At 41.3% G+C, this 26,845-nt stretch carries 31 protein-coding genes and 2 pseudogenes; 4 read left to right on the forward strand and 29 right to left on the reverse strand.

All coding sequences use genetic code 11. The features are described from left to right. Positions 1–7: 7 nt before the first annotated feature. The 12 genes from BVI01S_RS03855 to BVI01S_RS03915 all read right to left on the reverse strand — a co-directional run bounded on the left by BVI01S_RS03855 (position 8) and on the right by BVI01S_RS03915 (position 11,362). Complete coding sequence (locus BVI01S_RS03855) at positions 8–1,087, reverse strand: dipeptide epimerase (RefSeq protein WP_034759474.1); 1,080 nt, start codon at positions 1,085–1,087, stop codon at positions 8–10. Next, positions 1,084–2,022, reverse strand: coding sequence for a S66 peptidase family protein (locus BVI01S_RS03860; RefSeq protein WP_034759476.1), 939 nt, complete (start codon positions 2,020–2,022; stop codon positions 1,084–1,086). The genes BVI01S_RS03855 and BVI01S_RS03860 overlap by 4 nt, the downstream gene beginning before the upstream one ends. A 93-nt stretch (positions 2,023–2,115) precedes the next feature. Beyond that, a complete protein-coding gene (locus BVI01S_RS03865; RefSeq protein WP_034759478.1) occupies positions 2,116–3,741 on the reverse strand; it encodes a peptide ABC transporter substrate-binding protein in 1,626 nt (541 codons plus the stop codon). Positions 3,742–3,783: 42 nt separating this feature from the next. Beyond that, on the reverse strand, positions 3,784–4,797 hold the full coding sequence (locus BVI01S_RS03870; protein ID WP_034759480.1) for an ABC transporter ATP-binding protein: 1,014 nt from the start codon (positions 4,795–4,797) through the stop codon (positions 3,784–3,786). Positions 4,798–4,802: 5 nt separating this feature from the next. After that, positions 4,803–5,756 (reverse strand): ABC transporter permease, encoded by a 954-nt coding sequence (locus BVI01S_RS03875; protein ID WP_061809288.1) that lies wholly within the window; start codon positions 5,754–5,756, stop codon positions 4,803–4,805. Continuing rightward, positions 5,756–6,688 carry an ABC transporter permease gene (locus BVI01S_RS03880; protein ID WP_034759486.1) on the reverse strand — a complete coding sequence of 311 codons (933 nt, stop codon included), beginning with the start codon at positions 6,686–6,688 and terminating at the stop codon, positions 5,756–5,758. The genes BVI01S_RS03875 and BVI01S_RS03880 overlap by 1 nt, the downstream gene beginning before the upstream one ends. Before the next feature lie 14 nt (positions 6,689–6,702). Next, entirely contained in the window at positions 6,703–7,527 is an 825-nt protein-coding gene (gene dppA / locus BVI01S_RS03885; protein ID WP_034759489.1) for a D-aminopeptidase DppA, read from the reverse strand. A gap of 779 nt (positions 7,528–8,306) precedes the next feature. Then, a complete protein-coding gene (locus BVI01S_RS03895) occupies positions 8,307–8,492 on the reverse strand; it encodes a hypothetical protein (RefSeq protein WP_034759495.1) in 186 nt (61 codons plus the stop codon). 115 nt (positions 8,493–8,607) lie between these two features. Further along, positions 8,608–9,144 carry a histidine phosphatase family protein gene (locus tag BVI01S_RS03900; RefSeq protein ID WP_061809289.1) on the reverse strand — a complete coding sequence of 179 codons (537 nt, stop codon included), beginning with the start codon at positions 9,142–9,144 and terminating at the stop codon, positions 8,608–8,610. Between the two features lie 19 nt (positions 9,145–9,163). Continuing rightward, a complete protein-coding gene (locus tag BVI01S_RS03905) occupies positions 9,164–9,361 on the reverse strand; it encodes a hypothetical protein (RefSeq protein ID WP_061809290.1) in 198 nt (65 codons plus the stop codon). 94 nt (positions 9,362–9,455) lie between these two features. Beyond that, a complete protein-coding gene (locus tag BVI01S_RS03910; protein WP_061809323.1) occupies positions 9,456–10,628 on the reverse strand; it encodes a TraB/GumN family protein in 1,173 nt (390 codons plus the stop codon). Positions 10,629–10,774: 146 nt separating this feature from the next. After that, positions 10,775–11,362: a vWA domain-containing protein gene (locus BVI01S_RS03915; protein ID WP_061809291.1), complete on the reverse strand. Its 588-nt coding sequence runs from the start codon at positions 11,360–11,362 to the stop codon at positions 10,775–10,777. A gap of 93 nt (positions 11,363–11,455) precedes the next feature. Between BVI01S_RS03915 and BVI01S_RS03920 the strand changes: the two genes are divergently transcribed. Then, positions 11,456–11,935 carry a hypothetical protein gene (locus BVI01S_RS03920; RefSeq protein ID WP_061809292.1) on the forward strand — a complete coding sequence of 160 codons (480 nt, stop codon included), beginning with the start codon at positions 11,456–11,458 and terminating at the stop codon, positions 11,933–11,935. Between the two features lie 37 nt (positions 11,936–11,972). Here the strand turns inward: BVI01S_RS03920 and BVI01S_RS03925 are convergent, their stop codons facing one another. The 10 genes and pseudogenes from BVI01S_RS03925 to BVI01S_RS03970 all read right to left on the reverse strand — a co-directional run bounded on the left by BVI01S_RS03925 (position 11,973) and on the right by BVI01S_RS03970 (position 19,130). Continuing rightward, positions 11,973–12,662, reverse strand: a complete 690-nt coding sequence (locus tag BVI01S_RS03925) for a DUF4145 domain-containing protein (RefSeq protein ID WP_061809293.1) — start codon at positions 12,660–12,662, stop codon at positions 11,973–11,975. A 185-nt stretch (positions 12,663–12,847) separates the two neighbouring features. Continuing rightward, the gene (locus BVI01S_RS03930; protein ID WP_061809294.1) at positions 12,848–13,933 is read right to left on the reverse strand and encodes an NAD(P)H-dependent flavin oxidoreductase; all 1,086 of its coding nucleotides are present in this window, start codon (positions 13,931–13,933) and stop codon (positions 12,848–12,850) included. 141 nt (positions 13,934–14,074) lie between these two features. Next, a complete protein-coding gene (locus BVI01S_RS03935; protein ID WP_034759515.1) occupies positions 14,075–14,749 on the reverse strand; it encodes a serine/threonine protein kinase in 675 nt (224 codons plus the stop codon). A gap of 176 nt (positions 14,750–14,925) precedes the next feature. After that, complete coding sequence (locus BVI01S_RS03940; protein WP_061809295.1) at positions 14,926–16,197, reverse strand: MDR family MFS transporter; 1,272 nt, start codon at positions 16,195–16,197, stop codon at positions 14,926–14,928. 39 nt (positions 16,198–16,236) lie between these two features. Continuing rightward, positions 16,237–16,512 (reverse strand): helix-turn-helix transcriptional regulator, encoded by a 276-nt coding sequence (locus BVI01S_RS03945; protein ID WP_061809296.1) that lies wholly within the window; start codon positions 16,510–16,512, stop codon positions 16,237–16,239. 244 nt (positions 16,513–16,756) lie between these two features. Continuing rightward, on the reverse strand, positions 16,757–16,984 hold the full coding sequence (locus BVI01S_RS03950) for a hypothetical protein (RefSeq protein WP_034759521.1): 228 nt from the start codon (positions 16,982–16,984) through the stop codon (positions 16,757–16,759). A gap of 162 nt (positions 16,985–17,146) precedes the next feature. Beyond that, positions 17,147–17,809: an HAD family hydrolase gene (locus BVI01S_RS03955; protein WP_061809297.1), complete on the reverse strand. Its 663-nt coding sequence runs from the start codon at positions 17,807–17,809 to the stop codon at positions 17,147–17,149. Positions 17,810–17,909: 100 nt separating this feature from the next. Continuing rightward, a pseudogene (locus tag BVI01S_RS03960) lies at positions 17,910–18,404 on the reverse strand (NUDIX domain-containing protein). A gap of 50 nt (positions 18,405–18,454) precedes the next feature. After that, positions 18,455–18,646: a hypothetical protein gene (locus tag BVI01S_RS03965; protein ID WP_156477297.1), complete on the reverse strand. Its 192-nt coding sequence runs from the start codon at positions 18,644–18,646 to the stop codon at positions 18,455–18,457. Positions 18,647–18,677: 31 nt separating this feature from the next. After that, complete coding sequence (locus BVI01S_RS03970; RefSeq protein WP_061809299.1) at positions 18,678–19,130, reverse strand: NUDIX domain-containing protein; 453 nt, start codon at positions 19,128–19,130, stop codon at positions 18,678–18,680. Between the two features lie 212 nt (positions 19,131–19,342). On the opposite strand from BVI01S_RS03970, the gene BVI01S_RS03975 reads away from it, so the two are divergent. Beyond that, positions 19,343–20,395 carry a serine hydrolase domain-containing protein gene (locus BVI01S_RS03975; RefSeq protein WP_167562092.1) on the forward strand — a complete coding sequence of 351 codons (1,053 nt, stop codon included), beginning with the start codon at positions 19,343–19,345 and terminating at the stop codon, positions 20,393–20,395. A gap of 126 nt (positions 20,396–20,521) precedes the next feature. Here BVI01S_RS03975 and BVI01S_RS03980 read toward each other — a convergent pair whose 3' ends face one another. Continuing rightward, complete coding sequence (locus BVI01S_RS03980; RefSeq protein WP_061809301.1) at positions 20,522–20,812, reverse strand: hypothetical protein; 291 nt, start codon at positions 20,810–20,812, stop codon at positions 20,522–20,524. Between the two features lie 260 nt (positions 20,813–21,072). Between BVI01S_RS03980 and BVI01S_RS03985 the strand changes: the two genes are divergently transcribed. Continuing rightward, entirely contained in the window at positions 21,073–21,561 is a 489-nt protein-coding gene (locus BVI01S_RS03985; protein WP_061809302.1) for a sigma-70 family RNA polymerase sigma factor, read from the forward strand. 89 nt (positions 21,562–21,650) lie between these two features. On the opposite strand, the gene BVI01S_RS03990 is transcribed toward BVI01S_RS03985, so the two are convergent. The 4 genes from BVI01S_RS03990 to BVI01S_RS04005 all read right to left on the reverse strand — a co-directional run bounded on the left by BVI01S_RS03990 (position 21,651) and on the right by BVI01S_RS04005 (position 24,826). Beyond that, on the reverse strand, positions 21,651–22,109 hold the full coding sequence (locus BVI01S_RS03990) for a GNAT family N-acetyltransferase (protein ID WP_061809303.1): 459 nt from the start codon (positions 22,107–22,109) through the stop codon (positions 21,651–21,653). Positions 22,110–22,232: 123 nt separating this feature from the next. Next, positions 22,233–22,976: an ABC transporter permease gene (locus BVI01S_RS03995; protein WP_061809304.1), complete on the reverse strand. Its 744-nt coding sequence runs from the start codon at positions 22,974–22,976 to the stop codon at positions 22,233–22,235. A gap of 15 nt (positions 22,977–22,991) precedes the next feature. After that, positions 22,992–23,903 (reverse strand): ABC transporter ATP-binding protein, encoded by a 912-nt coding sequence (locus tag BVI01S_RS04000; RefSeq protein WP_061809305.1) that lies wholly within the window; start codon positions 23,901–23,903, stop codon positions 22,992–22,994. Positions 23,904–24,178: 275 nt separating this feature from the next. Further along, positions 24,179–24,826 carry a pentapeptide repeat-containing protein gene (locus BVI01S_RS04005; RefSeq protein ID WP_061809306.1) on the reverse strand — a complete coding sequence of 216 codons (648 nt, stop codon included), beginning with the start codon at positions 24,824–24,826 and terminating at the stop codon, positions 24,179–24,181. A 200-nt stretch (positions 24,827–25,026) separates the two neighbouring features. Between BVI01S_RS04005 and BVI01S_RS04010 the strand changes: the two genes are divergently transcribed. Next, complete coding sequence (locus BVI01S_RS04010; protein ID WP_061809307.1) at positions 25,027–25,533, forward strand: GNAT family N-acetyltransferase; 507 nt, start codon at positions 25,027–25,029, stop codon at positions 25,531–25,533. A gap of 111 nt (positions 25,534–25,644) precedes the next feature. Here the strand turns inward: BVI01S_RS04010 and BVI01S_RS04015 are convergent, their stop codons facing one another. Both BVI01S_RS04015 and BVI01S_RS04020 read right to left on the reverse strand, forming a co-directional pair. Beyond that, positions 25,645–26,154 (reverse strand): NUDIX hydrolase, encoded by a 510-nt coding sequence (locus BVI01S_RS04015; RefSeq protein WP_244886861.1) that lies wholly within the window; start codon positions 26,152–26,154, stop codon positions 25,645–25,647. A 40-nt stretch (positions 26,155–26,194) separates the two neighbouring features. Then, positions 26,195–26,557 (reverse strand): annotated as a pseudogene (locus BVI01S_RS04020) (VOC family protein). Positions 26,558–26,845: the final 288 nt, after the last annotated feature.

Consider the following 26,845-nt stretch of genomic DNA (forward strand, 5'->3'; position numbering starts at 1 on the left):
CCTCTATTCATACTTTTACTCTCTCTATTCCAAGACCAGCTTTTGTCGGCAACGTAATCTTCCGGCCGTTATAATGTATCCCCCCGACTACGATATCATCAGCCAGCATGAGTGGTGCATCGAAATCAAACCGAGTGACATTTTTCCTGCTTGCCGCAAAGTGGGCTGCAGCCGTTATTCCCAGTCTGGTTTCAATCATGCTCCCTACCATACATTCAACTCCGCACACTTCCGCTATGTCGTTTATTTTCTGAGCCTGATAGATTCCCCCCGCTTTCATGAGTTTAATATTAATGAGATCGGCACTTCGTGTTTTTAATACTTCAAAGGCTTCATACGGAGTGAACACACTTTCATCAGCCATGATCAGGGTTTCGACCCCATCCGTGACCCTCTTCAAGCCTTCAATGTCATGCGCGGGGACTGGCTGCTCAACTAATTCGATATTCAGGTCAAGATCCTCCATCTTGCGAATCGCTCTGATTGCGGCTTTTGATTCCCATCCTTGATTGGCATCAAGGCGGATTTTGACATCGTAACCGATTCGTTGGCGGATTTCGTGAATTCTTTTTATATCTGTTTCGATTTCATCTTTGCCTACTTTCACTTTCAGTACATCAAACCCTTTATTCACATAAGCTGCTGCGTCCTCACCCATCTCTTTCGGGCTGTTCACACTCACCGTATAATCTGTCTCAAGTTCATGCCTGTACCCTCCCAGAAATTGATAGAGTGGCAAGTGACAATGTTGAGACAGGCAATCATAAATGGCCATATCCACTGCAGCCTTCGCACTAGTATTCCTGATGAGTAACGAGTGAAGATGTTGAAAAAGATTCTCATGGTTTAATAGGTTTTTGCCCATTATCGCGGGTTTGATTACGTGTTGGGTGCTATGTTCGATGCTGGATAAACTTTCTCCGGTGATTACCATGGTAGGAGGTGCCTCCCCCCAGCCGGTGATCCCGTTGTCGCAAGTCAGTTTGACAACAATGGCTTCCGCCACTGTCACCGTTCGCAAAGCTGTCTTAAATGGGGTATGTAAAGGGACGGCTGTCCTGAACGTTTCAAGTTGATGGATCTTCACTCGTTCTCACCCTCACTTAAGCCTGACTCGATTTTAAATGAATGTTCAAATGTATTCATTGTTCCAATGCTGCCCACCGGGATGGCTATATTAGGTGAAGAATGGCCGATATTAAAACCTTTTAGTGCAGGTTTTCCGGCATTCGCAATATGTTCTGTCAGAACTTCATCAAGAGTCAGGGAACGTTCGCGTTTTTTAGGCTCGCAGTTCTTAAAGTCACCAATGATGATACCGGAAGCATCTTTGAATTTATTGGCCATTTTCAACTGATTCAGCATTCGATCGACTTGATAGGGTTCCTCATCGATATCTTCAATAAAAAGGATCTTTCCCTTGGTATTCACTTCGAATGGTGTCCCCAATGTGCTTACAAGCAGGGTAAGGTTCCCACCGATCACGGGGCCGGTCGCTACGCCTTCTGCAACCGTCTCAAGTTTGGATTTGTCATACGTATAGTCAATGTCTTCCGTTTGAAACAACTGCCGGAACGATTCCTCTGAGGCTGCATGGACGTCCTCGAGCCCGATATCGGAACTTAACATCGGTCCATGGAAGGTCACGAGACCAGTTTGTTGGTGAATGGCCGTATGTAAAAAAGTAATATCACTATACCCCCAAAAAATTTTCGGGTTTTGACGGATCAGTTCGTAATCCAATCTCGAAACAATACGGCCCGTTCCAAAACCCCCACATGCACTGAAAATGGCTCTTACATCCTGATTTGCAAACATCCTATGGATATCTTCTATCCTTTCCGTGTCCTCACCTGCTAAGTACCCATATTTCTTATGTACCGAGCTCCCAACCTTTACTTCCAATCCTAATTCTTCAAGGAACCGGATTCCTTTTTCCAATGGTTCTGATTTTGGCGGGCTTGCCGGAGCTATGACCCCTACCTTATCCCCCTTTTTTAGTTTAGAAGGTTTCATCATCATATGTTCCTGACCCCTTTCGTAGAAAAAGAGGGAGTGGGCGCATGGCCATAAAGTGTGCCGACGCGCCCCTCCACTCATCCTGTATGAAAATCTTTATTTTTTATCAGCCCACTTTAATTCCATGTAGCCGACCGGGTGACGGACGATGCCTGTCACATCTTCATTTTGTAGATACACATGATTGTAGAAGTGAATCGGGATGATCGGCATTTCATCCATTAGGATTTTTTCTGCTTCATACATCATTTCGAATCGTTTTGTTTCATCCGCTTCATTCTTTGCTTGTTGGATCAGGTTGTCATAATTCTCATTACCCCACCCTGTCCGGTTCATGGAATGTCCTGTCTGGAAGTTTTCCAGGAAGTTGATCGGATCAGCATAGTCTGCCAAGAAAGAACTACGTGATAACTGGAATTTCAACGCTTTTTGTTCATCCTGGAATACGTTCCACTCCATATTGGCCAACTTTACATCGACATCTAAGTTTTCCTTGAACATTTGTTGAAGGGCTTCAGCAATTTTTTGATGGGTATCACTAGTGCTGTATGTTAAAGTGACTTCCGGTAATTTGTCGTATCCCTCTTCTTCCATCCCCTTTTTCAAGAGGGCTTTTGCTTCTTCCACATCCGTTTTCACCAAGTCTCCGTTTGCTTCACGGAAGTCCTTGCCTGCTGGATCTTTAAACCCTTTTGATACGAATCCGTAAGCTGGTTTTTCTTTATTCTTTGTTACAAAGTCAACCATTTGCTGTTGATCCACAGCCATGGCGAATGCTTTTCGGATGTTTTGATTTTGGAAAGGCTCTTTTTCTAGATTGAAACGATAAAAGTATGTTCCGGCCTGGTCTTCCACATTCACTTTGCCTTCTTCAAATAACTGTTTACTCAAATCCGCCGGTACGTCTGCTGTATCCAGTTCACCAGTTTTGTATAATTGATAATCCGTATTGGTATCGTTTACCATGGCCCAGTGAACTTTATCCAATTTCACAGAGTCTTTATCCCAATATTGATCATTCTTTTCCATGACGAAATGGCTGTCATGCTCCCATTCCGTCAGTTTGAACGGACCGTTGGCAACGAATGTATCCGCTTCTCCAAACCATTCCGGATTCTCAGTAGCAACCTTTTCATTGATCGGGAAGAATGCAGGATTGGCAATGACGCTCAAGAAATAGGCTTGTGGACTTGTCAGTGTGACCTCGAATGTTTTCTCATCCTTCGCGGCCACTTTCACATCGTCAGCTGAACCCTTTCCAGTGTTGAATGCCTCGCCACCTTCAATGAAATATCCAAGGAAAGCAGCCGGTGAACCTGTGTCTGGATTTAATAGGCGTTTCCACGCGAATACAAAATCTCCGGCAGTGACATCATCACCGTTTGACCATTTGGCATTGTCCCTGATGTGGAAGGTATATACTTTCCCATCTTCCGAGACATCCCATTTTTCAGCCATGGCAGCTTCAGGTTCATGATTGGCATTTAGACGGGTCATCCCTTCCATTAAATTGTTCAATGCTGTCCAGGAATAGGAATCAAATCCGATTGGTGGATCGAACGACGTTGGTTCTGCTCCATTATTCAGATGGAGGACCTTTCCTGCGTCTTCTTTCTTACTGTCCCCGCTGCTTGACTCACTGCCTGCATCCTTCGTGGCCGTACAAGCTGCCAACATGAACAGGAGCATCCCCACTAGGAAGACCGATAATAGCTTTTTCATAATTTTCCCCCTCTAATTCTATTTTTCTATCAAACGATCAATTTAACGAATGGTTAAGCTGACCGATGAAAGCTTCACTTTGTTGGCTCGTTTATCCTGAAGCCAGCAGTCGACATGGTGTTCGTCCGTTAATTGTGTCTTCACGGGATACACACGGTCGCATACTTCCATGGCTTTTTCACAACGTGGGACAAATGGGCACCCGACAGGCGGAGAAAAGAGATCTGGCGGAGAACCGGGAATCGGTATCAAATCTTCCCCATCAAGATCAAGCCTTGGAACGGATTTAAGCAGACCTTGAGTATACGGGTGTTGTGAATGATAAAAAATTTCTCTCCTGTTTCCTTCTTCTACTATCTTCCCTGCATACATGACGGCGATCCGGTCAGCCACTTGAGCCACGACTCCTAAGTCATGCGTGATTAATATAATCGATACACCCGTCTTCTTCTGGATCTCTTTAAACAATTCAAGTATTTGGGCTTGTATGGTAACATCAAGGGCCGTTGTCGGTTCATCCGCAATCAAGACATCCGGTTCACATACAAGGGACATGGCAATCACAATACGCTGGCGCATCCCCCCGCTGAATTGATGAGGATATTGCTTTAACCTTTCCTCCGGATTTGGAATGCTCACAAGCTTAAGCATGTCGATCGCTTTTTGTTTCGCCTCTTTCTTGGATACATCGTTGTGTTGCAAAATCCCTTCCATGATTTGTTCACCAATGGTCAACGTAGGATTAAGTGCCGTCATCGGATCCTGAAAGATCATGGAAATATCGGCTCCCCGCACTTTCCTCATTTGGGGTTCGGTTACCTTTAAAAGGTCCCTTCCCTTAAAAAGGATTCTGCCTCCAGTCACTTTCCCGGGTGGATTCGGAATCAGTCTCATAATGCTTTGTGATGTCACACTCTTCCCGCATCCGGATTCGCCTACAATCGCCAGCGTCTCCCCCTTATGTAAATCAAAGCTTACTCCCCTGACCGCCTTGACCTCTCCACCATAGGTTGTAAAGGAGACATGGAGATCTTGTACAGATAAAACTTTACTCATGGTGATTACCTCCTTAATTTCGGATCCAGTGCATCCTGTAATCCGTCTCCCAACACATTGAATGAAAACATAGTCAATGAAATGAATAGTGCAGGAAAGAATAAACGCCACCAGTACCCTGATAGGATCGTAGATAACCCATCATTGGCCATCACTCCCCAGCTTGCATAGGGTGCTTGAATGCCGAGTCCAAGGAAGCTTAAGAAAGCTTCAGCAAAGATCGCGCTGGGTATCGTCAATGTCATTTGTACGATAATCGGGCCCATTGTATTAGGAAGCAGATTCTTTCTGATGATGCGTGCGGTTTTCGTCCCGAATGTTTTTGAAGCCAAAATAAATTCATAGTTTTTAATCTGAAGCACCTGTCCCCTTACGATCCTGGCCATTCCGATCCACCCGGTCACCGTTAAGGCTACGATGATCGTCAAGAGACCCGGTCCCATAACTACCATCAATAGAATGACGATAAGCAGATATGGTAACCCGTATAATATTTCAACAATACGCATCATGACATTATCCGTTTTTCCGCCCTTATAACCTGCAATGCCACCGTATACAATCCCGATCACAAAGTCGATAAGCGCTGCCATGAACCCTACAAACAACGAAATTCGTGCACCATACCAAGTACGGGTGAAGACATCTCTGCCCATATCGTCCGTACCAAACCAGTGTTGACCAGAGGGGGGCAGATTTTGATTTGAGAGCGTTTGCTTAGTGACGTCGTGTGGAGAAATAATCGGGCCGACGACCGCCATGATGATTAAAGCAGTTAAGAATACTAATCCAAGCATGGCCAGTTTATTTTTCATGAGGCGCTTCCAGGCATCCTGCCAATAGGAAAGACTGGGTCTAACCACTGCTTCAGCATCCTCTTTATTCCTCTTCTTGGGTGCGAACCATTCATCCCTGACATCTGGAGTCACGAGTGGCTCTTGTTGATTTGGGACTCCCATCATTTTGCCTCCTTCTTGTGTAACTTTATCCGTGGATCAAGGAAACCATATGCCAGGTCGACTAAAAATAACATGACGATAAGAAAGGCACTGTAAAATACCGTTGTTCCCATAATGACGGGATAATCGCGTTGATTTATGCTTTCGACAAAGTATTTTCCCATACCTGGAATGGCAAAGATCTGTTCAATGACGAAGGTTCCTGTCAAGATTCCAGCAGCAAGTGTACCAAGGACAGTGACGACCGGCAGCAATGCATTTCTCAACGCATGCTTAACGACAATCTTGAATGGTGACAATCCCTTAGCGCGTGCTGTCCGTATATAATCCTGAGTCAACACTTCCAGCATACTCGAGCGGGTAAGACGTGCAATGATGGCCATGGGCCCTGTGGCTAATGCAAGAGTCGGGAGAATCATGTGTCGCCAGCTTGTCCATGTGGCAACCGGGAGGATTCCCCACGTTACAGCCACTTGTTGAATCAATAATGTCGCCATGACGAAATTAGGAATTGAAATGCCAAGTACGGCAAATGTCATCGCCATATAGTCAATGACCCCATTATGCCTAAGGGCTGCTAATACCCCGAGGATAATTCCTGAAAGCACTGCGATGATCAGTGTTGTCATACCGAGTTCAAATGAAATTGGAAATCCCCTCCCCAGTAAATCATTCACTGTTTGGGATGGCTGCGTGATAGAAGGACCAAAGTCCAATGAAATAAGCGATTTTAAATATAGAAAATACTGCACCATCAGGGGCTCGTTCAAATGATAATGGGCTTCTAAATTTTGTTGTACCATTTCACTCGTATTCCGTTCTTCATTGAAGGGGGATCCGGGTATGGTATGCATCAGGAAAAACGTTAATGTCACAATCAGCCAGAGGGTTATGACCATGGCCAGTAGTCGTTTCAATAAATATGTACTCATTGATCAAACACTTCCTAACAGAATGTTGTTCTCATCGCGAGTTCAGTCATGACAAGCATGGCTCTATAGGCTTCAAGGATATCCCCGGCCTTAAATCTCACAATCGTTGAATCTTCTTCATGAATGGTACCCGGCATGAGACTTGCCCACTCCGCCTGTCCGTAATTCGCAAACTCGATACGTAAAGTAGGATGTTCAGGAGGAGTAAGTGGTTGTACATTTTTCTTATTATGTATCGCTTCTTCTGTTTTCTTTTTTAATAATTGTCTTGATTTCTCCGGGGTTAGGCTCTTCGCAACAGAACGGGAAATCGTTTCCTTCACCACGGCAGTTGTCACATTTGGAATGAATGCTTCTGCTTCCAGCGCAGCCTGATCATCCCCTGCAACCAGTAATACAGGAACACCGTAGTACCCTGCAACGTATGCATTGAATCCTAATTCCCCAACGGCCACATCATTGATGTACATGTTTCTCACCCCAAAGATCATGGAATGAGACATCACCCCTTTCATGGAAGCCCGGGCATGATAACCAACAAAAAAAGCCCCATCAAACGTCTCATCCAGTCCTTGAACCATGGAATATGGTTTCACTCCACCGGATATCAGTTTCGTTTCAGGGTGCAGTTTTTCTATTAACAAATTGTTCATTTGTGAATGACTGTCATTTACCAATACCTCCTTACAGCCCGAATCAAAGGCAGCAGTCACAACGGCATTGGCCTCTTCTGTCATAATGATTCTTCCGCGTTCATAATTATGCTTATCTGATGAGACATGAGTATGATCAACCAGTCCAGTTATACCCTCCATATCAACTGACATATATATGTTCATAAAGTGTTCCCTCCTTTCTTAGGAAATATTTATTAAATTTTCTTAATATTATAATTATTATAGCATTTAATTACAATCATTTTTTGAATAAAAAGGAATATATTCCTATTTTCATAAAAAAAGGAAGTATGGACTATAAAACGTTATTTTTAACTGTATCTTTCTCCATGAAGGAAAACGAAATAGTTCAATGGAGTGATAAAATCGGATCAAAATAAAAAAATGCGATGGATTTCCTAATTGAAATCACACCGCATTCTTTTTCTATCTATATGTCAAATATCATCGATGTACAGTATTCAATGAGGGAAATAAGACTTAGCTTTATTTTATTGATATATTATTTATTTCGCTGTTAAACCTTATTCGTATGAAGACTTTCATAAGAAAAAGACCTGGTGTACTCATCTCTCCAGGTCTTAAACTCGGTGCATGTATGTTAGCTTATTTTATTCATCAATTTTTCTGAGTGCTGAGAGCCCATCTCTGCCACTAAATCAAGTAATTCTGCTTTCGTTGTCTCATCTAGGCCTTTATAAATAAGGAAAGCTTGCGTTGCATCAGAAGTAATCAACTTTCTGTATAACTTTGAGATTCTTTTACTCCTGTGGGTGTCCATTAGATCCTCCTCTATAAATCCTTTCTGTTATTATAATAAATATAAGCTTGTATTTTCAATATATTCTTCAAAATTTAATTATGTAACAAAAATGAATAAATCTATGATAAGTCAACCTTGGAGGAGAAAATAATTTTCTTTGACCTTTAACCCTAGGTGATTATCTTAAAGATAAATCAGGTGATAACTTTCCAAATTCTAGTGCTTCGAGGATGATTTCCTCAGAGAATCCTGTGTACTGAGAGAGCATTTGAATGGTAATCTTCTGAGAAGTACGGGAAGCCTGGTTTCTTGCCATATAGGTTTGATACAAAACAATGGAGTATCTGTCATGTATATTGAGCAACGATCGTCACAGCTCCTATTATTCTCTCCTCACAAGGTCGCGGGTAAAGGTTAACTACTATTTACCCAAAGATCCATTTTGAAAACGTGGCTGTGCAGTTACATTTTAGGCTTGATCATTTTCTTGCCGTGAATCCATACTGCTTATATTCGCCATTATCGGAAGAGAGCTTTACAATATTTTGATCATCTGGTATTCCGTTAAAAAAAGACCCGATTGCACCTGTAGTGCATCTATGCCCGGAAATCAGGATGTTTTTATCTTCCTTGCCGTGTAAAGTTTCTAACTCTGTCATGAAGTGTTTTATCCTTTTCATGACCTCCATAGGGTCTTCCACCCCACTATAGGAAGCTGAATCAGGCAAGGGTCCATCCATCTTCACTTCCCTTTTAAAAAGTCCATCTGCTTCCCCTAAATCATATACATCCAACCGGGAGTCTGTAATGCATGCGACCCCGGTGGTAATTTCAGCCGTTTCCTGTGCTCTTTTCTGTGGAGATGAAAAGACGTAATCGAAGCTGATATGACTCAGTTGCTGTTTTAAATTTTCGGCTTGTCTGACGCCTTCTTCATTTAAAGGGAGTCCTCTTCTACCTTGAAGTCTCCCTTCTTTATTCCAGTCCGTCTGACCGTGTCTTATGACGTAGATCATGCAGCTCCTCCTCCCATTATTATTTACTATTCTTCCTCTTCTGTCCTTCCATATGGATGACCAGATAGGTTACGCCCAAAAATCCTACTATGCCAAATATGCCTGCAATGACTCCTTGAGCCGAAGATGTAAAAATGGTAAATCCCATTCCCATACTCAACCCCGTGATAAGAAGAAGGAGCCAATGGCCATATCGATTGATGAATTCAGTTATCATGATCCCCTCCAAAGCTTTTGTAAGCTTATTCTAACATAATATTCCAATATTTTCCCGAAAAAATAAGCCATCCAGAAGGATGACCCATTTTTTTCTATATATTTTCCAAAAATAATCTTACGACGTCTGCTCCTCCAATGACCGTCCCCAGTGTACTTCCTAAATTGGCAAGTACGACAATGAGCAGGACGCGGGTTACTTTGTTTCTCCAGAATCCTTTAATACTCAGGACATCTTCAGGGAGAGAGTCAAAGTCACCGACATTGGGTCTGCGGAAATAGGCTTGAACGAATCCTGCAAACCACCCCGCTGCCAGAAGCGGATTCAAGGATGTGATAGGTGCTGCGACGAATGCTGTCAATATGGCTAATGGATGGCCCATGCCGATGGCTACCCCCAAGGCTGAGAATCCCCCATTCCATAATATCCAACTGATCCCCTGCTGTATGCCTGCATCGGGGTTTGATATGAACGTGTAGGCAATGACGGCCAGAATCATGATAGGGATGGTCCACCCGATGATTTTAGGCCATTTTGATTTAGCAGGTCGTTCATTGAGTTTATCCAGATTATGTTCGTTATGGATTTCTTGCGTGATCCCCGGAACGTGTGCGGCACCAAGGACGGCTACAATCTTTTTCCCAGGTGCTTCCTTGATTTTTTGGGCCAGGTATTGGTCACGTTCATCAATCAAAGGTGTTTTCAGTTTAGGAAACACCTGGGTGAATTCATTCAACATCGAATTAAGCATATCCTGTGATTTGATTTTCTCGAGTTCTTCCTCAGTAATCGTATCAGTACTGAAAATGCTGTAGATGATTTGAGTCAACAGCTTGGCTTTCCCACTGAAACCGACGCTGTTCCATATCCGGGAAAATGTCACCTGGATGTTTCGGTCAGCAAGGACAAGTTCTGCGTTAAGTTCTTTCGCGGATTCAATTCCCTGGATCATTTCCTGTCCCGGTTTGATGCCGAACTGTTTGGCCATTCTTCGCTGAAATGATCCAATCGCAAGGTTCATGAGCAGTAAGGTCGCTTTCTTATCCTTGATTACTTGAAAGATATCCGTGTCCCTCCACTTATCTCCTTCAACGATGGATTGATACCTCGGTTCGTCCAGCTCAACACATACCGTATCCGGGCGTTCAGCTTCAATCACTTCTTTCACCTGCTCAGCACTCTGACGTGACACATGAGCGGTCCCGATGAGAATAAATTCCTTCCCATCCATATGTATTCTCGTAATATTCTTTTCGTTTTCTGTCATCATCGTGTACCTTCCTTTAATTCCGTTGACTTCCGAATAAATTGAATCTACCTCACTATGATAAACTAGTTTTGGCAAAATTTAAATAAATACTGATCAGAATAACGAAAAAATCCCATCAAAAAGATGGGACCCCGACATCACGATTACCATTTATTTCTCCTTTCACACACAGCTTCACTCACCACATCATACATCGCTTCAACTCCTTTAGAAGAAGCTTCAAATTGGTACGCACTTCCTTTGTCTATGCCGATGTTCATTGCTTCTTCAGCTGCATCGATATTTGCTCCCAGAAAGATGAACTCCCAATTGTATCCTTGCTGTTGCTGATTGATAAGGTCCTTCACCTGACTAGCAGAGAACTCCACACTGGCGTTTTCCATACCATCGGTTGTGATGACGAAGATGACTTTACCCGGTCTTTGCCCTTCAGCCATACGGGATAGACGATGACCCACTTCAATGATCGTTTTACCTACAGCATCCATTAATGCCGTGCACCCCCGTACGAAGTACTCTTCTCTTGTGAGCCCTACCTTACCAGCCTCCACCCCACTCCATAACTGCTCGACCTTGTCATCGAAGAGAACGGTCGTGACAAGTGTTTGCCCGGACAGCTTGCGCTGCTTCTCGATAAAAGAGTTGTAGCCTCCAATCGTCTCTTGTTCAAGTCCGCACATCGACCCGCTTCTGTCCAATAAAAAAATGATTTCAGTGTATTCTCTATTCATTTTTTCTCATCCCCTCCATATTGTTCTGATATAATCATATCCAAATAGAGTATGAGATAGGTCGCTTTGAAAGCGACATTTGGAGGTGATGCTATGCTTAGCGAACAGATTTTGAAGGAGCTTCTTGATTTTGTGGAGGCAAGCGGAGACTTACGGGTATATGATATACATAAAGAAGAGACCATTTTGAGTGATGCAGTCTACGCAAATGAGCTTGAAGCGTTTATTAAGATGCATCATTCGTCGTCTTTTTCAGAAAGGCTATTTCAGCATATCGATGAACGGCGTTTGACAGATGCTTCCGTTTACAAAAAAGCCGGAGTAGACCGAAAGCTTTTTTCCAAAATAAGATCGCTTCCTGATTATAAGCCCAGTAAACGGACAGTGGTAGCCTTGTGTCTTTCTATGAAATTGTCTGAGGAAGATACCGTTGAGATGTTGAATGCCGCTGGTTTCTCCCTTTCCAACAATGACCGATTCGATCTCGTCATTCAGTTTTGTTTGGAGAAGGAAATTCACGACATGGATGAAGTCAACCAGGCACTGTATTCCCTCGGGTTAAAACCATTATAAAAAAAGGTAGAGTGCCAGTCTCGGCACTCTACTCCTCCTAATACTTCTTTTCAATTCTTTCCTGTAATGTTTCAATTTTTTCCGGAAGCACATAAAGGTATTCTATCAATCCTTCCAATAACTCAATGAGCAGGCCGGCAGTTTCATCGTCTATTTCCCGTTCCAACTCCAACATCTCATAAAATGCTGATTTGGGATGAACAAGATGGCTGAGAGCCTGGATCGGTTTTGACAGATCTACATTCTTCGGCAGTTGATCGAATTGTTCCGACAGGGATTGACCTGATGATTGATCTCCATTGAAATTCTTCAGGACACTCTCTAACACCCGCTTTGACATTACGGCGGTTGCGGAGTTATCTTTGGACTGGCTGACATTCAATGCAGAACGGAACGAACGGACAAGGTCCTGGGGGATCCGTTTATTCCCCTGGATTTGATCCAAAGGTCCATTTGTAGCCAGGGGATCATAAATATAAAGGCCCGCTTCCTCCTTGTGATGAATCGAATCATCATTCAACATGATAACGAAAACAGCCGGTTTCTTACACTCCGAACAGTTTGCCTCTGCGAACAAACCTGTTTTATTTACTTGATAAAAGTTGGCTTTCAGCACAAATTCACTGGTCTTCGAGCAACTTGGACATTGACTTTTGACTTTCTTAGGAACTTTTTGATACCCGTACTGAATGTGAGACAATATAGATCCCGGTAAAATTTCTCTCATGTGAACCTCCTAGAAAATGCACCTCGAAAAATGAATTTTAATTATTATGAAAATTTACGATAAATAAAAAAGCGCTTTCCTTATATCAAAATTATACCTTTGCTAGAAAGTATTACAAGGTTAAATAATGGGAAAAGGAGATTTGTGATAATGGGACTAAAGAGAATAAATGGTATTGAAATCCTCTATAACCGGCACTGCCCGGTCAATCTGTGTATACCTTTTTCCACTTCCATTACCAGGGAATCCATCAATTCATGTACATTAACGTCCTTACTTAGCCGCGGACTCTGGCCAGACCATAATGACATAAATTCAGGGTTACGTTGATTGCCGGCTTCCCTTCTCAATTCTTTCGTCAAGGCGTTTTGCACAGGGTAAGGAAGGATTTGATTCTCATACTCTTTCATAATGTGTATGAATGAGTTTGTTATGCCCCTTGCCGGTTTACCGCTGAACGCAGATGTGAGGGTTGTATTTGTTTCTTCAGCTTGTAAAATAGCTTTTTTGTGTATCTCTTTTGCCCCGCTTTCTTTATTGGTAAGAAAAGCCGTACCCATCTGAACTCCTTTTGCACCCAAAGCCAATGCAGCTACCACGCCTCTTCCATCCATTACTCCCCCTGCAGCTATGACCGGTACTTCCACAGCATCCACTACTTGTGGAAGTAGAGAGAACGTCCCAATCATCGATTCATCATATGTACCAAGAAATGTACCTCTGTGACCACCCGCCTCACTTCCCTGGGCGACAATCAAATCCACTCCACATTCTTGATTGATCAACGCTTCTTCCACCGTCGTTGCAGTTCCAATCACTTGAATACCCTCCTTTTTCAACTCTTTCATTATTTCCTTTGGCGGGATTCCAAATGTAAAGCTGCAGACAGGGACTCTTTCCTCTAAAATTGTTTCAATCTGTCTTTCAAAATCAATTTGTTTTAAAGTGAATGGATCATCATTGAATAGATTCAATTCTTTCATAAATGGTTTCAGTAATTCTTGCATTTGATTTATTTGGTCTTCAGTATATTCCGCTTCCTCTGGAATGAATACATTCACCCCAAATGGAAGGTTCGTTTGCTTCTTTACTTGTTTAATACTTTCATTGAGGTCCGTGACAGACATATAGCCTGCGCCAATCGTTCCCAGCCCCCCGGAATTTGATACAGAAGCAACCAGTTCAGGGGTAGTGACCCCTCCGGCCATCCCTGCTTGGATGATAGGATATTTCGTACGGAGATTCTTCGTTACATCATTTTTATACCACATAGTCTCCCTCCTGTTTCTTTCATATTCTATATTGAATTATGTCAAAGGAAAGCATGTTGTACAACTCATCCGTGTTCATCATGGCCTCTTCTTCATCATGAAAGCGTTCAAAGCAAATGCCTTGAACGCTTTTTTTGGGACTTATTTAAAGGAAGTGAAATGTGATACTCTTTTCATGAACTCCTCATATGAACTAAAATGCTTATTCCATGAGTTATACCATTTTCGAATGGTCTCCAACAGCCAAAATGGCAAAGCCCGACCTTCTATAAGGTGGTAATGATCGTCGTAGGCTTTCTTTAAATGCTCCCACCTGTAATCATTACCAGGCTGGATATATTCCGACACATCAATGATTTTCGCTCTGCCATTTTGTAATAAAATGTTTTTCAAGTGGATATCACGCGGATTCATTCCTTGATCTCGAACATATTGTCTTGCATGTTCAACGTCTTTAACCACTTGTTCTGGAATGTTGACCCCCTGCAGCAAACAATCGAAAAGGGTTGGTCCTTCTTCAAAACTTAACACCAGTAACGTATCATATGCTTCATAGCACGTGGAGAAATAAGGGGACTCTCCGATGGTTTGATAAACTATTTCTTCACTCTTTATTTTAGATCTTTTATCTTCAGCGTACAATTTGAAAGCAAAGTCGGGTGCATAAATGGATTGAAAGACTGCCGCGTCTGTTCCGACGCCAATGCAACGTAATGTTTCATCTCCGCCATGGATGGTGACAGGTTCGTTATTTGCATTTGATGACACGGACATCTGAGATAAAGAAGGTAGTGCGACTTCCCATTTCTTATCCATAGGCTCTCCCTTCGTACGATTTAATACTTCTAAAGATATGAACGTATTTCGTACCTTATTCAGGATAATATAGCATCTGCCCATTTAAAATATCAACTCAAAGCCTACTCATCTTTCTAGTAATTTTATACAAACCCTGAATGAACACTCCCATAGTCTATTTTGCCTTGAATATCCTAACCTGCCTTAACAGCTTCATGGTTCTGTTTCAGATCTACGGCTTCTTTTCGCCTGTCCAATTCTGGAGAAATGATCTTTAATAGTGCCGTACCAGTAAGTCCAATGGTGAGAATGATCCCGGCCATGATGACCGATGGAAGAATCGCTCCGAGTGTTACGGTGATGGATGCAATCAACATGGACAGGTTAAACTTCAGACCACTAAATGCCATATAGGAGCTGCGGGCATCGTCAGGTGGAATGGCTGCCAAATATGATTGCTCTACCGGCACGCGGAAGACTTCTCCGATAGTGAGTACCCCCATCATCAAAAATAGGATGAACACGTTATTAGAATAAGCAAGTGCCGCGTACCCTATTGAAAAGAAGAAACAACTCCATACTAAAACGGTCTTGTCTTTTAATGAATGCGGAATCCTTGTGACAAAAAGCATGAGGAGGACGACCAGAATCGTATTTTCACTTCGTAGGATCCCCATGGTTTGTACGCCGTCTATGTCCCAGAATAGGAACGGTTGCGAAGGCATTTCTTCACTTAGTCGAATGCCGATGTAATTCGTGAGCTGAAACTCCATGGACAGAATGAGCACACCTGCAAGGGTAAAAAGAACAAACAGCTTGTCATGCATCACCTTTTCGTAGTTTGAAATAAGTTGATTAACATGCTGAGAGGGTGTCAATTCGGATTCCGATACCGTATGGCTCTCATCAATGAAGAATGCGACCAAAATTGCGGTAATGGCGGACGCAACACTCAATGCAAGAAAGAGCTCGAAAAGGTAATCCTTGAATAAGAAAGCCCCTATGATTCCTCCGATCGCGATGGACAGATTGTTCGCCCAGTAGGTAATCGAATACATGAGCTTTCGTTGTGATGGTGTGCTGACGTCGATCATCATAGCCTGATTGGCAGGTCCTGCAAGGCCCCAGCAAATGCTGTTTACCGTCATCATGGCAAAGGTGACAGCGGCTGATTCAAACCAGGGTGAGTTACAAACCATCATGGTGAGGAAAGCCAGAAACCTGAGCGATTCTGCGAATAACATAATTTTTTTGCGGCCAAATTGATCGGCGAAATATCCTCCAAGAAAATTGATTCCTATTCCTACAAACACATTGATCAAAAGTAATAATCCTGCTATCTTTGTTCCAAAATGAACAGCCAGGTAGATCGACATAAACGGAAAGATCATGCTCCCAATAAAGCGGCTCATAAATGTTTCAATGATGCGTATTTTAATATTTTTATGAAAATCTCTGAATCTCATATGTATTCCTTCTCTTTTTCAATTGGGCGTTCGTTCATTTCATTCGTCCAGAAGCTTTGTCAGTCGGGAAATATTAACCCCCAATGCTTCTATTATTTCTCTACAAGTAATATCACTTACCTTTTCCTTGCCTCCTTCAAGTCTTTTAATGGTTTGTGTAGATACATTTGCTTTTTGAGCCAGCTCCTCTTGCGTCAGTTGAGATTTCACACGCAGTAAGGATACAATTTCACCCATGTTTCGTTCATCTAAAGACGAATTCTCATTTGTGAAACAGGAATTAATGGAGTTACATAATTTCTTCATGTCATTCATAGATAGCTACCTCCAACATTTGGTAAAATCATATTTACTAAATATAAAGAAATTTCTACATATTATCAAGGGGATTATATCATTTCTATTTATACTATATTGATATGGCAGGGGCATATCATGGTCATTTTAGATGAAAGGATATAAGACTTTAGGATGAAGTTCCTGATCGACACATGCTTTTAAGAAAAATGCACATAAAAAAAAGCACCATGTAGATGCTTTTTATTGAAAGTATAGATCGCTATAATGCGAGGAATAAATCCCATCTAAGTGAATAATAAACGGTACCGATTCCAACGAACACGACGATAAGGCCAATGATATTTTCTATGAATTTTTCTGGTAACTTAATGAATTTAAGTACCGTATATATAAGTGTGGTAAGCGATATGGTGACGATCGAAACAATTGCTATATTGATGGCAACTGTTTTTACTGGTTCTGTTAATAATTTACTGAATTCCAACAATTTAGACCCTCCTGATTTGATTCAATTCCAGTGCGCTACACTGAATATGTAGTATCAAGAAGACTATTATACTAGAAATTTCATGAATTTAATAGTGGTAGCTTTGCCTAAATAAGTATGTTAGATGGGTGGATTCATCCTTTAAATTGACTAATAAGAAAATTATAAGCTCCTTAAGTAGCGTGGTAAGTCAGACAAATCATCAATCACAGCATCTGCATGCTTTACACCGGTCCTATGGGGATCTTTTTTCCAAATACCCTTCATCCCTATTTTTTGGGCACTGTACACATCATACTCAGGATGGTCCCCGACAAAAATACATTCTTCAGGTTTTACCTGTAATCTCTTTATCGCCCTCTTAAAAATCTCAGGGTCGGGCTTTTTCAATCCTTCCCATTCAGAGATAAGGATTTCTTGAAAATAAGGTTCGATTTCAAGGGCAAGTATGTTGTCCATTTGAAATCTGCCGAAGCCGTTTGTGATCATCCCCAATTTTATACCACAAGCCTGTAATTCATCCAGCAGATGATGTAGATGGGGAAACGGTACACAGCTGTGTTTAAATTGACTGATATAATCATCGAGCAGTTCTTCCCAAGTTAATCCTTTAATTGAAAACTCATCGATAAGCTGCTTATACACCCTGTCTTTCCACACATAACCCCTTTGATCCAATTCAATGAATCTGGATGAAAATAAATCCGCCGGGATATGGTTGAGAAATTGGAAGAATCGTTCATATTGGTCTTTGATGAATACTTGGACAGACGCATCCCTGTTTAAAAGCGTCCCATCAAGATCGAATAGTGCAGCTTTAATCATAAATAACCATCTCCACCCCTCTACATTTAATAACCTTTGATAGTAAATTAACTCTATCGTAAGAATTCAACTTGTTGGAATTCCACTTCATATAACAAACCTACAAATTAATTGTACGGGCTTGAGAAAGAATCTCCTCATACACTCTGTTCCATCCGGAATAACAATCGGCTACATGATCTGGATCGATCCAACATCGCTCAGCAGATTCATATTCTGCTTCGAATGTATATATTTCCTCAACGTCCACTCTATAAAAAAGTTGAAAGCCTACTTTGGGATAAGGGCTTTGTTCATTCCAGAGGGGATTATCATGATGATCCACAATCAGATAACCCAAAAAGTGAGAAGAGCCGGATACATATGCTTCCTCCATCACTTACCTCTTCAAGCATCCTTCAGGGGACTCACCCTTCTCCAGATGCCCACCTGGAAAATCCCAGCCTCGCTTATGAAGGTTCACCAAGAGCATCTTTCCATCTTTAAAGCAGAATCCATGCACACTGGTAACCCGTGATGTGTCAGGAAGGATCGAATCTTGCCGCCATGCTAACTTCACTTTGGATCCTCCCCACCATACATATGTAGAATTCATCATGATCACTCCGTTTACTGTTGACTTTTACGGGTATTCTCCAAGAGAGCTCAGTCAGGATTCCCTCCACTTTTTATGGATGGGAGGCTGTGTAATAAAAGACCCGTCCCGATTGTTAACAGCGCTAAGATGAAGGCACTGTAAAGGGAATTCAAGCTGTAGTGCTGTTCAAAGCCATCTAACACACTTGAATAAATGCCTGCCAATATACCTGTCAAAATAAAATTACTTATTCTCATCACTCATCGCCCTCCTTGTTTGAATAGAATAGAACTAATTAATGTCCCCCAGGTAAACTCTGGGCGATTTATTGACTAAATACGATTCTATTTCTCTAGGATAATATCTATATTCTTTCAGTTTACTCAGATCAATCCATTCCACCCCTACTTGATGACTATCGGGGTTAGATGGGGTCTGATCATTGTTCCATTCGTGGATGAGCGTACAGGTAAAATAAAACTCCATTTGATGCAAGGAGGAATCAAATGCTGCATGTTCATGGTTCTTACCTATATATTCCCTAACATGGATTAGTTCTCCTACTGACACTTCGCATCCGATTTCCTCAAGGCATTCCCTTTTTAAAGTCTCATGAAGTGTTTCACCATGTTCCTGTCCACCACCGGGGAAAAGGTAAAAAATACTGTCTTCGTCTTTGTTTTTAGTCAAAAGTAGTTTGTTGTCTTTGATAATGATGGCTTTTGCTGAGTTACGAATCGGCATCGGATCATTCTCCTTCTATTTCTCTCGATTTCACATATGTATAAAACATACTATATGACACTCACTATCTATTTAGTGGATCTATAGCATTAATAAAATACTAACTATATTCTTTTCAATATAAAACCGCTTAAATTCTGCTTTATACTTAAAAGCAATTGCATTTGGCAGGGGTTTTCTTTATCAAACCAAGACTTGAAAGGATGATTTCTTTGAAGGATCCTGCTTTACTGAAAAAAACAGTCCAATACTTTCGTGATAGATACAGGATTCCAGGTATATCGTTGTGTCTGACTGATTCTTCCGGAGAAGACTATATATTGGCAACAGGCGTTCGAAACCTTCTTCAAGATACGTTATTAGATCCTTATGATCATCAGCGGGTTGGAAGCTTATCAAACATTGTAACAAGTGTGGTGATTTTAAAACTTCAGGAAGAAGGCATGCTTTCACTGGAGCAAACTGTAGAATCCATCTTACCCGGTATCCTGAAAGAAGGCAGTCGTATAGCCGTGAAACAACTGCTCCAGCATAGAAGCGGTCTTAAGGATTATTTATGGATGGACGTTGCAGGAACAAAATGTATCCAGCACGCTGTTTCAAGTCCCCGGGATTTCTTTTCGCCACGAAGTCTTGTCAGACTTATTGCCAACCACGACCTGGAATTTGAACCTGGTACTGCGTTCAAATACTCTAATACGAATGGTATCCTGTTGGGACTGATCGTCGAAGAATGTTCAGGAAAAAAGTTTGAAGATGCAGTCTATCAATGGATCACCCAACCACTTCAACTGGAGAGAACATACTTCCCTTGTTCCAATGATCTCAGGCTCCCCTTTGCCACCGGGCATTCAAAAGCGACGTCTGACTTGACTGACCTATCAGATGATATAACACCTATTACAGATCTCAATGTTTCAATCATGGGGACATCAGGGGCACTTGTTTCAACCCCCGCGGAAATCCAAACATTCATGAAGGCCCTTTTTGGCGGATCCCTCCTATCTCAGAAGTCGATGAATCAAATGCTTGTATTTTCTGAAACGGATCATCCGGAGCGATTTTACGGTTTGGGTTTATACAAGTATACATTTGAAAATGGAATGACGGCATATGGTCATCATAGTGGCATTCATGGGTATGAATCCGTGACACTTTATTATCACGATGAGGAAATTTTTACGACGGTCATCGTGAATCAGATGCCTGTAGGAGCTGTGTCACTTGCTCATCAACTGTTAAAAAGAAATTTAGTAAGTAGATAATTGACCAAGAAGAGAAGCCTTTTCCCTAGGGGTTCTCTTCCTGAGCTATTTGAGGCATACCGTTATCCTCCTTTTTCTGTGTTGCACTTAATTTACATAATATTGTTATGGTTTCTCTGTTGTCATTTAGCGATTTTTATTCTTTATTTGTTCCCGGATGTTTTCTAACTCCTCAAGAGATAACCTGTTCAAAGACTTTTTAATCTCATCTTCTAGCTTCTTTTTGTTTTTCTCCCGGTAGCTATCCCACCAATCCCGGAGGTTATCTGTATTCGTAAGAAGATATTCGATATCGATTTCTTCGATTTCATCATCTGATAAGTAGTGAAGGACGGCGGATAACATCTCTTCAAGCTTTTCAATCTCTTCATTTTTCTGACCTAGGACATCGTTGCTTTCATCCTTTTTATTAGGCATACCAGGACCTCCTTGTAAGTGGATGGTCCTTTCAGTATTGCTATTGGTGGGTAAAGTTAAACTCAAGTAATTCACCACACTGAAAATTCCAGCATAACTGTCAGTTCCCTACCGATAAATGATGATGACTAACCTTGGTAATGCTAGGTTTCTTCCATGAAAACGAGTGTTATCCTCTTTTGTCAAAAAGCCCTGTTCCTTTGTAAGGTTAAGCTACCTGGGAATACAAAGAACGGCGCGCCGGTCAAAAGGATACTGACTTGGAGAAATTCGAAAAGCTTCATATGCAATATGACAGAATGATTCACAAGATCATTCATTCTCTGCACATTTATAAAAACAAACCTGAATACTATCAGACCGGTCTCATTGCACTTTGGGAGGCACATCAAAAATTCGAACCGGAAAAAGGGGCATTTCCTGCCTATGCTTATTCATATGTTCGAGGCAGAATACTTTCTCAATTAACAAGTGAAAGTCGAAATGAAGAGAAAAGTATTTTCAAAGAGACGGAGTTTTTTGACATGATCGAAGATGAGCATATCAACGAAGGACTGGCCGAAGAATTATTGTTCAGTTACTGTGGGGACTTAACTGCGAACCAAAGAAAATGGGTCATGTATACTTGTCTGCATATGCTGACAGTCAGTGAAATTGCAGAGGTAGAGAATGTGTCCATATCCGCTGTGAAAAAGTGGCGGAAGGGAGCAAAGGAAAAGGTTCGAGGGATATTGGACATTAACGGGTGAATAATAAGTCGTTTGCTCAAAAGTATTAGAAAAGGGGATTTAATGCAAGCTCAAAAAGGGCCAAGCGTTTGTGGCCCTTTTGAAATATCTTAGTTCATCGTTACTTCTTTCACTACCGCCATTTCCCTGCCGAATCGGTCACCGTGATCGACAAACCCCAAACTCGCATATAAGCGGTGAGCCCCATGGTTTTCAGGATGATATCCTACTATGATTTTATTTATACCATAGGTTTCTATCATTTCATTCATCATCAGATCTGTTGCGGCTTTTCCGATGCCTCTACCTTGATGGTTTTTATCCACCATGATTCTGTAAACCCAATAAGCATCCAGTTCTTCAGGTACAGAGTTGAACATTAAAAACCCGACGATTTTATCTTCAAAATAAATGGCGAATGGTTTTAAAGTAGTCTCGAATTTCGATTGAGCAATCGAAATGGCATTAGGCTCAATAAATTCCTGTTGCTCCATGGAAAGTTCCAGTTGACAACACTCGTACCAATTTTCTGCGTTTACTTCTGCGATTTTCACTTGATTCTTATTCAAGTATGTTCCCCTTTCAATCTACGAAGATCTTGTATTTCAGACCATAGAATCATACCATAAATTTCAAGAAATAAGGAGAGGATTTTCATTTTTAAAAATAAATAGAAAATTTTCCATCTGTCTTTAACTCTTGGAGGTACGAAGAAACCGTGGATAGGCAGCGATGGCAATCAAGCCACCAGCTATTCCTGCAATGACCAAAATCAAAATATTGAATAAGACATCTAATATGGTTCCATCTTCTAAAATGATCTCTTTGTACCCTTCAATTGCCCAGTATTGAGGAAGTAACTTACTGATTGTTTGCATGAACTCCGGCATCAAATCGACGGGTAACCACAATCCCCCAAGCATTGCACCACCAAGAGCTATGATCTGGGTCATGGCAATACCCATATTTTCCGTTTTCACGAGTACGGCGAGCGCCATGCCCCAACCGGTTACAATAAACGCCAAAGAAATGGATAAAATGATCAGTCCAAGGGGATCCCCTAAAGGAAGGTCATACACAACGACGCCAAATCCAAATAATACAGCAATCTGAATCAACACGATCACCATGAAAGGAATCCATTTCCCTATAAAATAGCTCATGATAGGAAGTGGCGTACTGGCAATCCTCGCAACCATTCCTTTATCCCTATCCTTCACTAATCCGATGACCATTGAAATCATAATATAAAAAGCGAACATGATGGTATAGCCTGGAATGATTTGAGTGATGACTTCTTTGTAACTCGTATTTTCATCACCTGAAAAAATGGAAACAAAGGCAATGATAAAGACGATCGGTAAGATAAATGTCCAAAACCACAAGCCTTTATCCTGTATATTTTTCTTAAATTCCATTTTGGCAATGGCCCACATATCATCCTCCCCTTTCTATGAATCTCGAAGTTGCGTTCCAGTTAATGTGAAAAAGATATCCTCCAGTTTCGGTTGATATAACTCTAGCCTTCTTGGCAAAATGTTATAGATGCGGAACTCGGCAATCAATTTTTCCAATGTCATCAAAGGATCATCACTTCGCAGAATAAATCCGTTTCCTTTCGATTCGACCTCTCCATGTTTGGATAAACCAACATTATCTAAACCTTCACCGGAAACAAACAATGACGGTTTATTATATTTTTGCTGCAACTCACCCAGAGATCCACATTCGATTAATGAACCCTTATCAATCAGTCCGATGCTGTCACAAAGCTGCTCTACTTCCTCCATATAGTGACTCGAATATATGATTGTACTTCCCTTCTCTTTTAGTTCATGTATGATTGAAAAAATTGAGTTTCTTGATTGTGGATCTATTCCCACTGTCGGTTCATCCATGATGATAATGGAGGGAGCATGTAGAATGGCACAGCCAATGTTCAACCGGCGCTTCATCCCCCCTGAAAAGGTGTTGACTTTATCTTTCCCTCGTTCTTCTAAACCGATTTGCTGTAACACTTTCTCGGTTCGATCTTGAAGGTCTTTTCCTTTCAGACCATAAAGGCTACCAAAATACAATAAATTATCCTTGGCAGTAAGGGATTCTTCCAAACAGATTTCTTGAGGTATGTAGCCGATCAGCTTTTTTACCTTTACTCTATCTTTCTTGACAGATAGGCCCTGGACATTGATGTCCCCACTAAAGTTTTGCAATACACCGGAAAAGATCTTCATCAATGTGGATTTTCCCGCACCATTGGGTCCTACAAGGCCGAAACAAGAGCCTTCCTGAATTGAGAAATGAATGTCGTTTAGCGCTTGAAGTGAATCATATCGCTTGGTTACGTTATCAACCGTGATCATGAATAAACCTCCTCCAACAGTTACTTTTAATAAGATGTACGAATCATAATTGGTAAAAGTTTCAACTACCAGTAAGAAACGAAAGAAATAGGAGTGGGGTTATATTCCACTCCTTTCGTTTTTTTACTATTTTCGGGTGAACGGAAGACGGTAACCTTTTGAATTGAAACCAGGTAGGCGTTGTTGATACATAGTTATGCCCGCTTGAATCATTTCATGCCTTGTACAGGATTCAAACCAATATGAATATCGTTATGAACAACAACAGTCTTATACTACTCCTTCACTTTCAATCCCAATAAGCTTGCAAATCCGATCGCCTGCTCTGGTGAAATCTCACAACCAGAAAGATTTTCAAGAGCTACATTGATGCGTGTAAACTTGCAAGTACTAATATCGATACCCTTGAGGTCAGTTTGAGTGAAGTCAATATCATTAAGATCGCACTGATTAAAGTTGACCTTAAGCAGTTCACAGTCAGAGTAATTGGCATTTTGTAAAAAGGTCTCGTTGAATGTTACTTGTTTTAATCGTGTTTCAACAAAGTCACTCATATTCGCCAGGCACTCTTCAAAACGTACATTGCCTAAATGAGCACCGGTAAAATTCACACCCAATAATTTGCATTCTTTGAAGATGACCCGATGTATGATTCCTTCACTGAAGTTTGCATTCGACAGGTCACAGTTTTCAAACACCACATCTGTCATGTCGATACGGGGGAAAGATGCACCGGTGAAGGAGACATTTTTAAACATGACTTTTGATATCACGAGCTGATCGATTTCTTCCCCTTCCAATCCTATATTTTCGATCAAACCATTTGATAGGAACGGATCTTCTTCATAATAGATATCTTGAAAATTGACAGAGCTTAAACGAGCAGGGATTTTCGGGTCTTCGACTTTAAATTTTTGCGCCATGATTACACCTCAAATTATGTTCTTTTTGTATAAAGAAACTATATCATGAAGAAAATTGAATAGTAGTCTTGGATTTTTATTAGGTGTGTGTCTCGCCATGATGTTAGTGGTCAAATTTATAGTATGAAGCATTGTTGGATTTCCTCTCTTATATGTTTCAAGTATAATAAGGTGGAGTGATATGAAATGGGGTGTTCCTTATGAAAATTACAGAAACAAATCGGCTCTCACTTAGATGGGTGGAGGAGTCGGATGCAGGATTTATTTTAACATTATTGAATGAGCCTGGATGGCTTCAATACATTGGAGATAAAGGGGTTCATACTTTGGAAGATGCAAATCGGTATATTTTGAATGGTCCGAGAGCCATGTATGAGCAAAAAGGTTTTGGATTATTCTTGGCAGAACGAAAACTTGATCATACACCAATCGGTTTGTGTGGACTGATTAAGCGAGACGGACTGGAAGACGTGGATATTGGCTTTGCCTTTCTATCTGACTATCAATCTCAAGGGTATGCGTATGAAGCCGCATGCGCTACGGTGGAGTTTGCCAAAGAAGCGGGAATTAAACGGCTCGTAGCGATTACGTCAAAAGATAATGACCCTTCTTCCAAACTTCTTGAAAAGTTGGGTATGACGTTTGAAGGGTATGTGACATTGCCCAATGATACAGAAGAATTGAAAAAATACGGATTGAAAATCTAACTAAAAGGAAATGTATTAAATGTTATTCACGTTTACTCATATCGAAAAGAGCTGGGTCATAATAAACCGACAGCTCTTTTCCATTCCCTATACCGGGTAAGCGTCCACATTCTATTCGTATAATTTCTTTAATTCTTCCAAAACATAGTTTTCCCTTTTGATCCATCGATTGTTCTCATACTTGTCCATCAGCATCTCATTTCCGTCAATGGCTTCATCCATGGTAATCCATCGGGGAGCCATTTCCAGCTCCGACTCATATCCCTCTAATTGTTGAGGAATTTTATCAAAGTCTGATAGTTCGCAATGAAAATAATGTGAAGTCATTTCAAATATTGTATCTTCATCATTTAGGTCGGGATGCCTTTGTATAACGATACCTACAGGCTCTTTAACATGACAGTGTATGTAGCCCGTCTCTTCGGCCACTTCCCTTATCAGAGCAGCAGACAGACTCTCATCTTCTTCGACTCCGCCTCCTGGAAATTTATAATCTCCCCTGTTGGAATGCATAAGAAGGATTTTACCATTTTGTATGATGACTGCCTTAACAGCGGTTCTATATTTCATTTTGTAATCAGTTACCAAGCTTTTTGGTTTTCCCAATACAGTTTCAAACAAAGTTATCTCACCCTCCCTTCTACTATGTTGATTTCATTCCCTACTTGTTTTCAATCAATCCAATGCCCACACCGGTGGGGTCCACTAGATACGCAAGAAAAAAATGCTCGAATTCCATCTTGTCTCTTACCACCATTGCCCCATTTTCTTTAGCTGCAGAAATGGTTTCTTCAATGGATTCTACTTCAATTTAAATTCGTGTACCGTGTGGATGATCGTGGGGTCCCTTGCTAATCCCCCCATTTATTCCATCTTTGTGTCCGGTCGTGACTGTTTGGTAGTCCCACTGGGGTTCATCCACTTCCCACCCGAAAACATTCGAATAAAACGCTGCTGCTTTTTCTGGAGCCTGACTGCTTATTTCAAAGCCAACTACTTTTCCATTTCGATTTTTCACATTCATTCCCTCCACATTTCTTATCATGTTAAATTGAACTCACTTAAAGACAATCCCTGATACCATTACGCACTATTTACAATTCGACAAAATTTCCCATTATCCTTCAAGCGAATAATGTTTTCCAAAGAAAGAGGTTGGGACAAAAGAGTTTAGTTAAAAGAAAATCCGAACGATCAATCGAAATCGTTCGGATTTATCATTTAGCTGTTTACGTAAATACAGTTGGTTTTGAAAGTAGTGAGTAGTGGTTGATTACAGCGAGAGTTGCTCGCTTTCCGCGGGGCTGGCGGT

It is taken from the genome of Rossellomorea vietnamensis NBRC 101237 (assembly GCF_001591825.1).
In the GTDB taxonomy this organism is placed as follows: Bacteria; Bacillota; Bacilli; order Bacillales; family Bacillaceae_B; genus Rossellomorea; species Rossellomorea vietnamensis.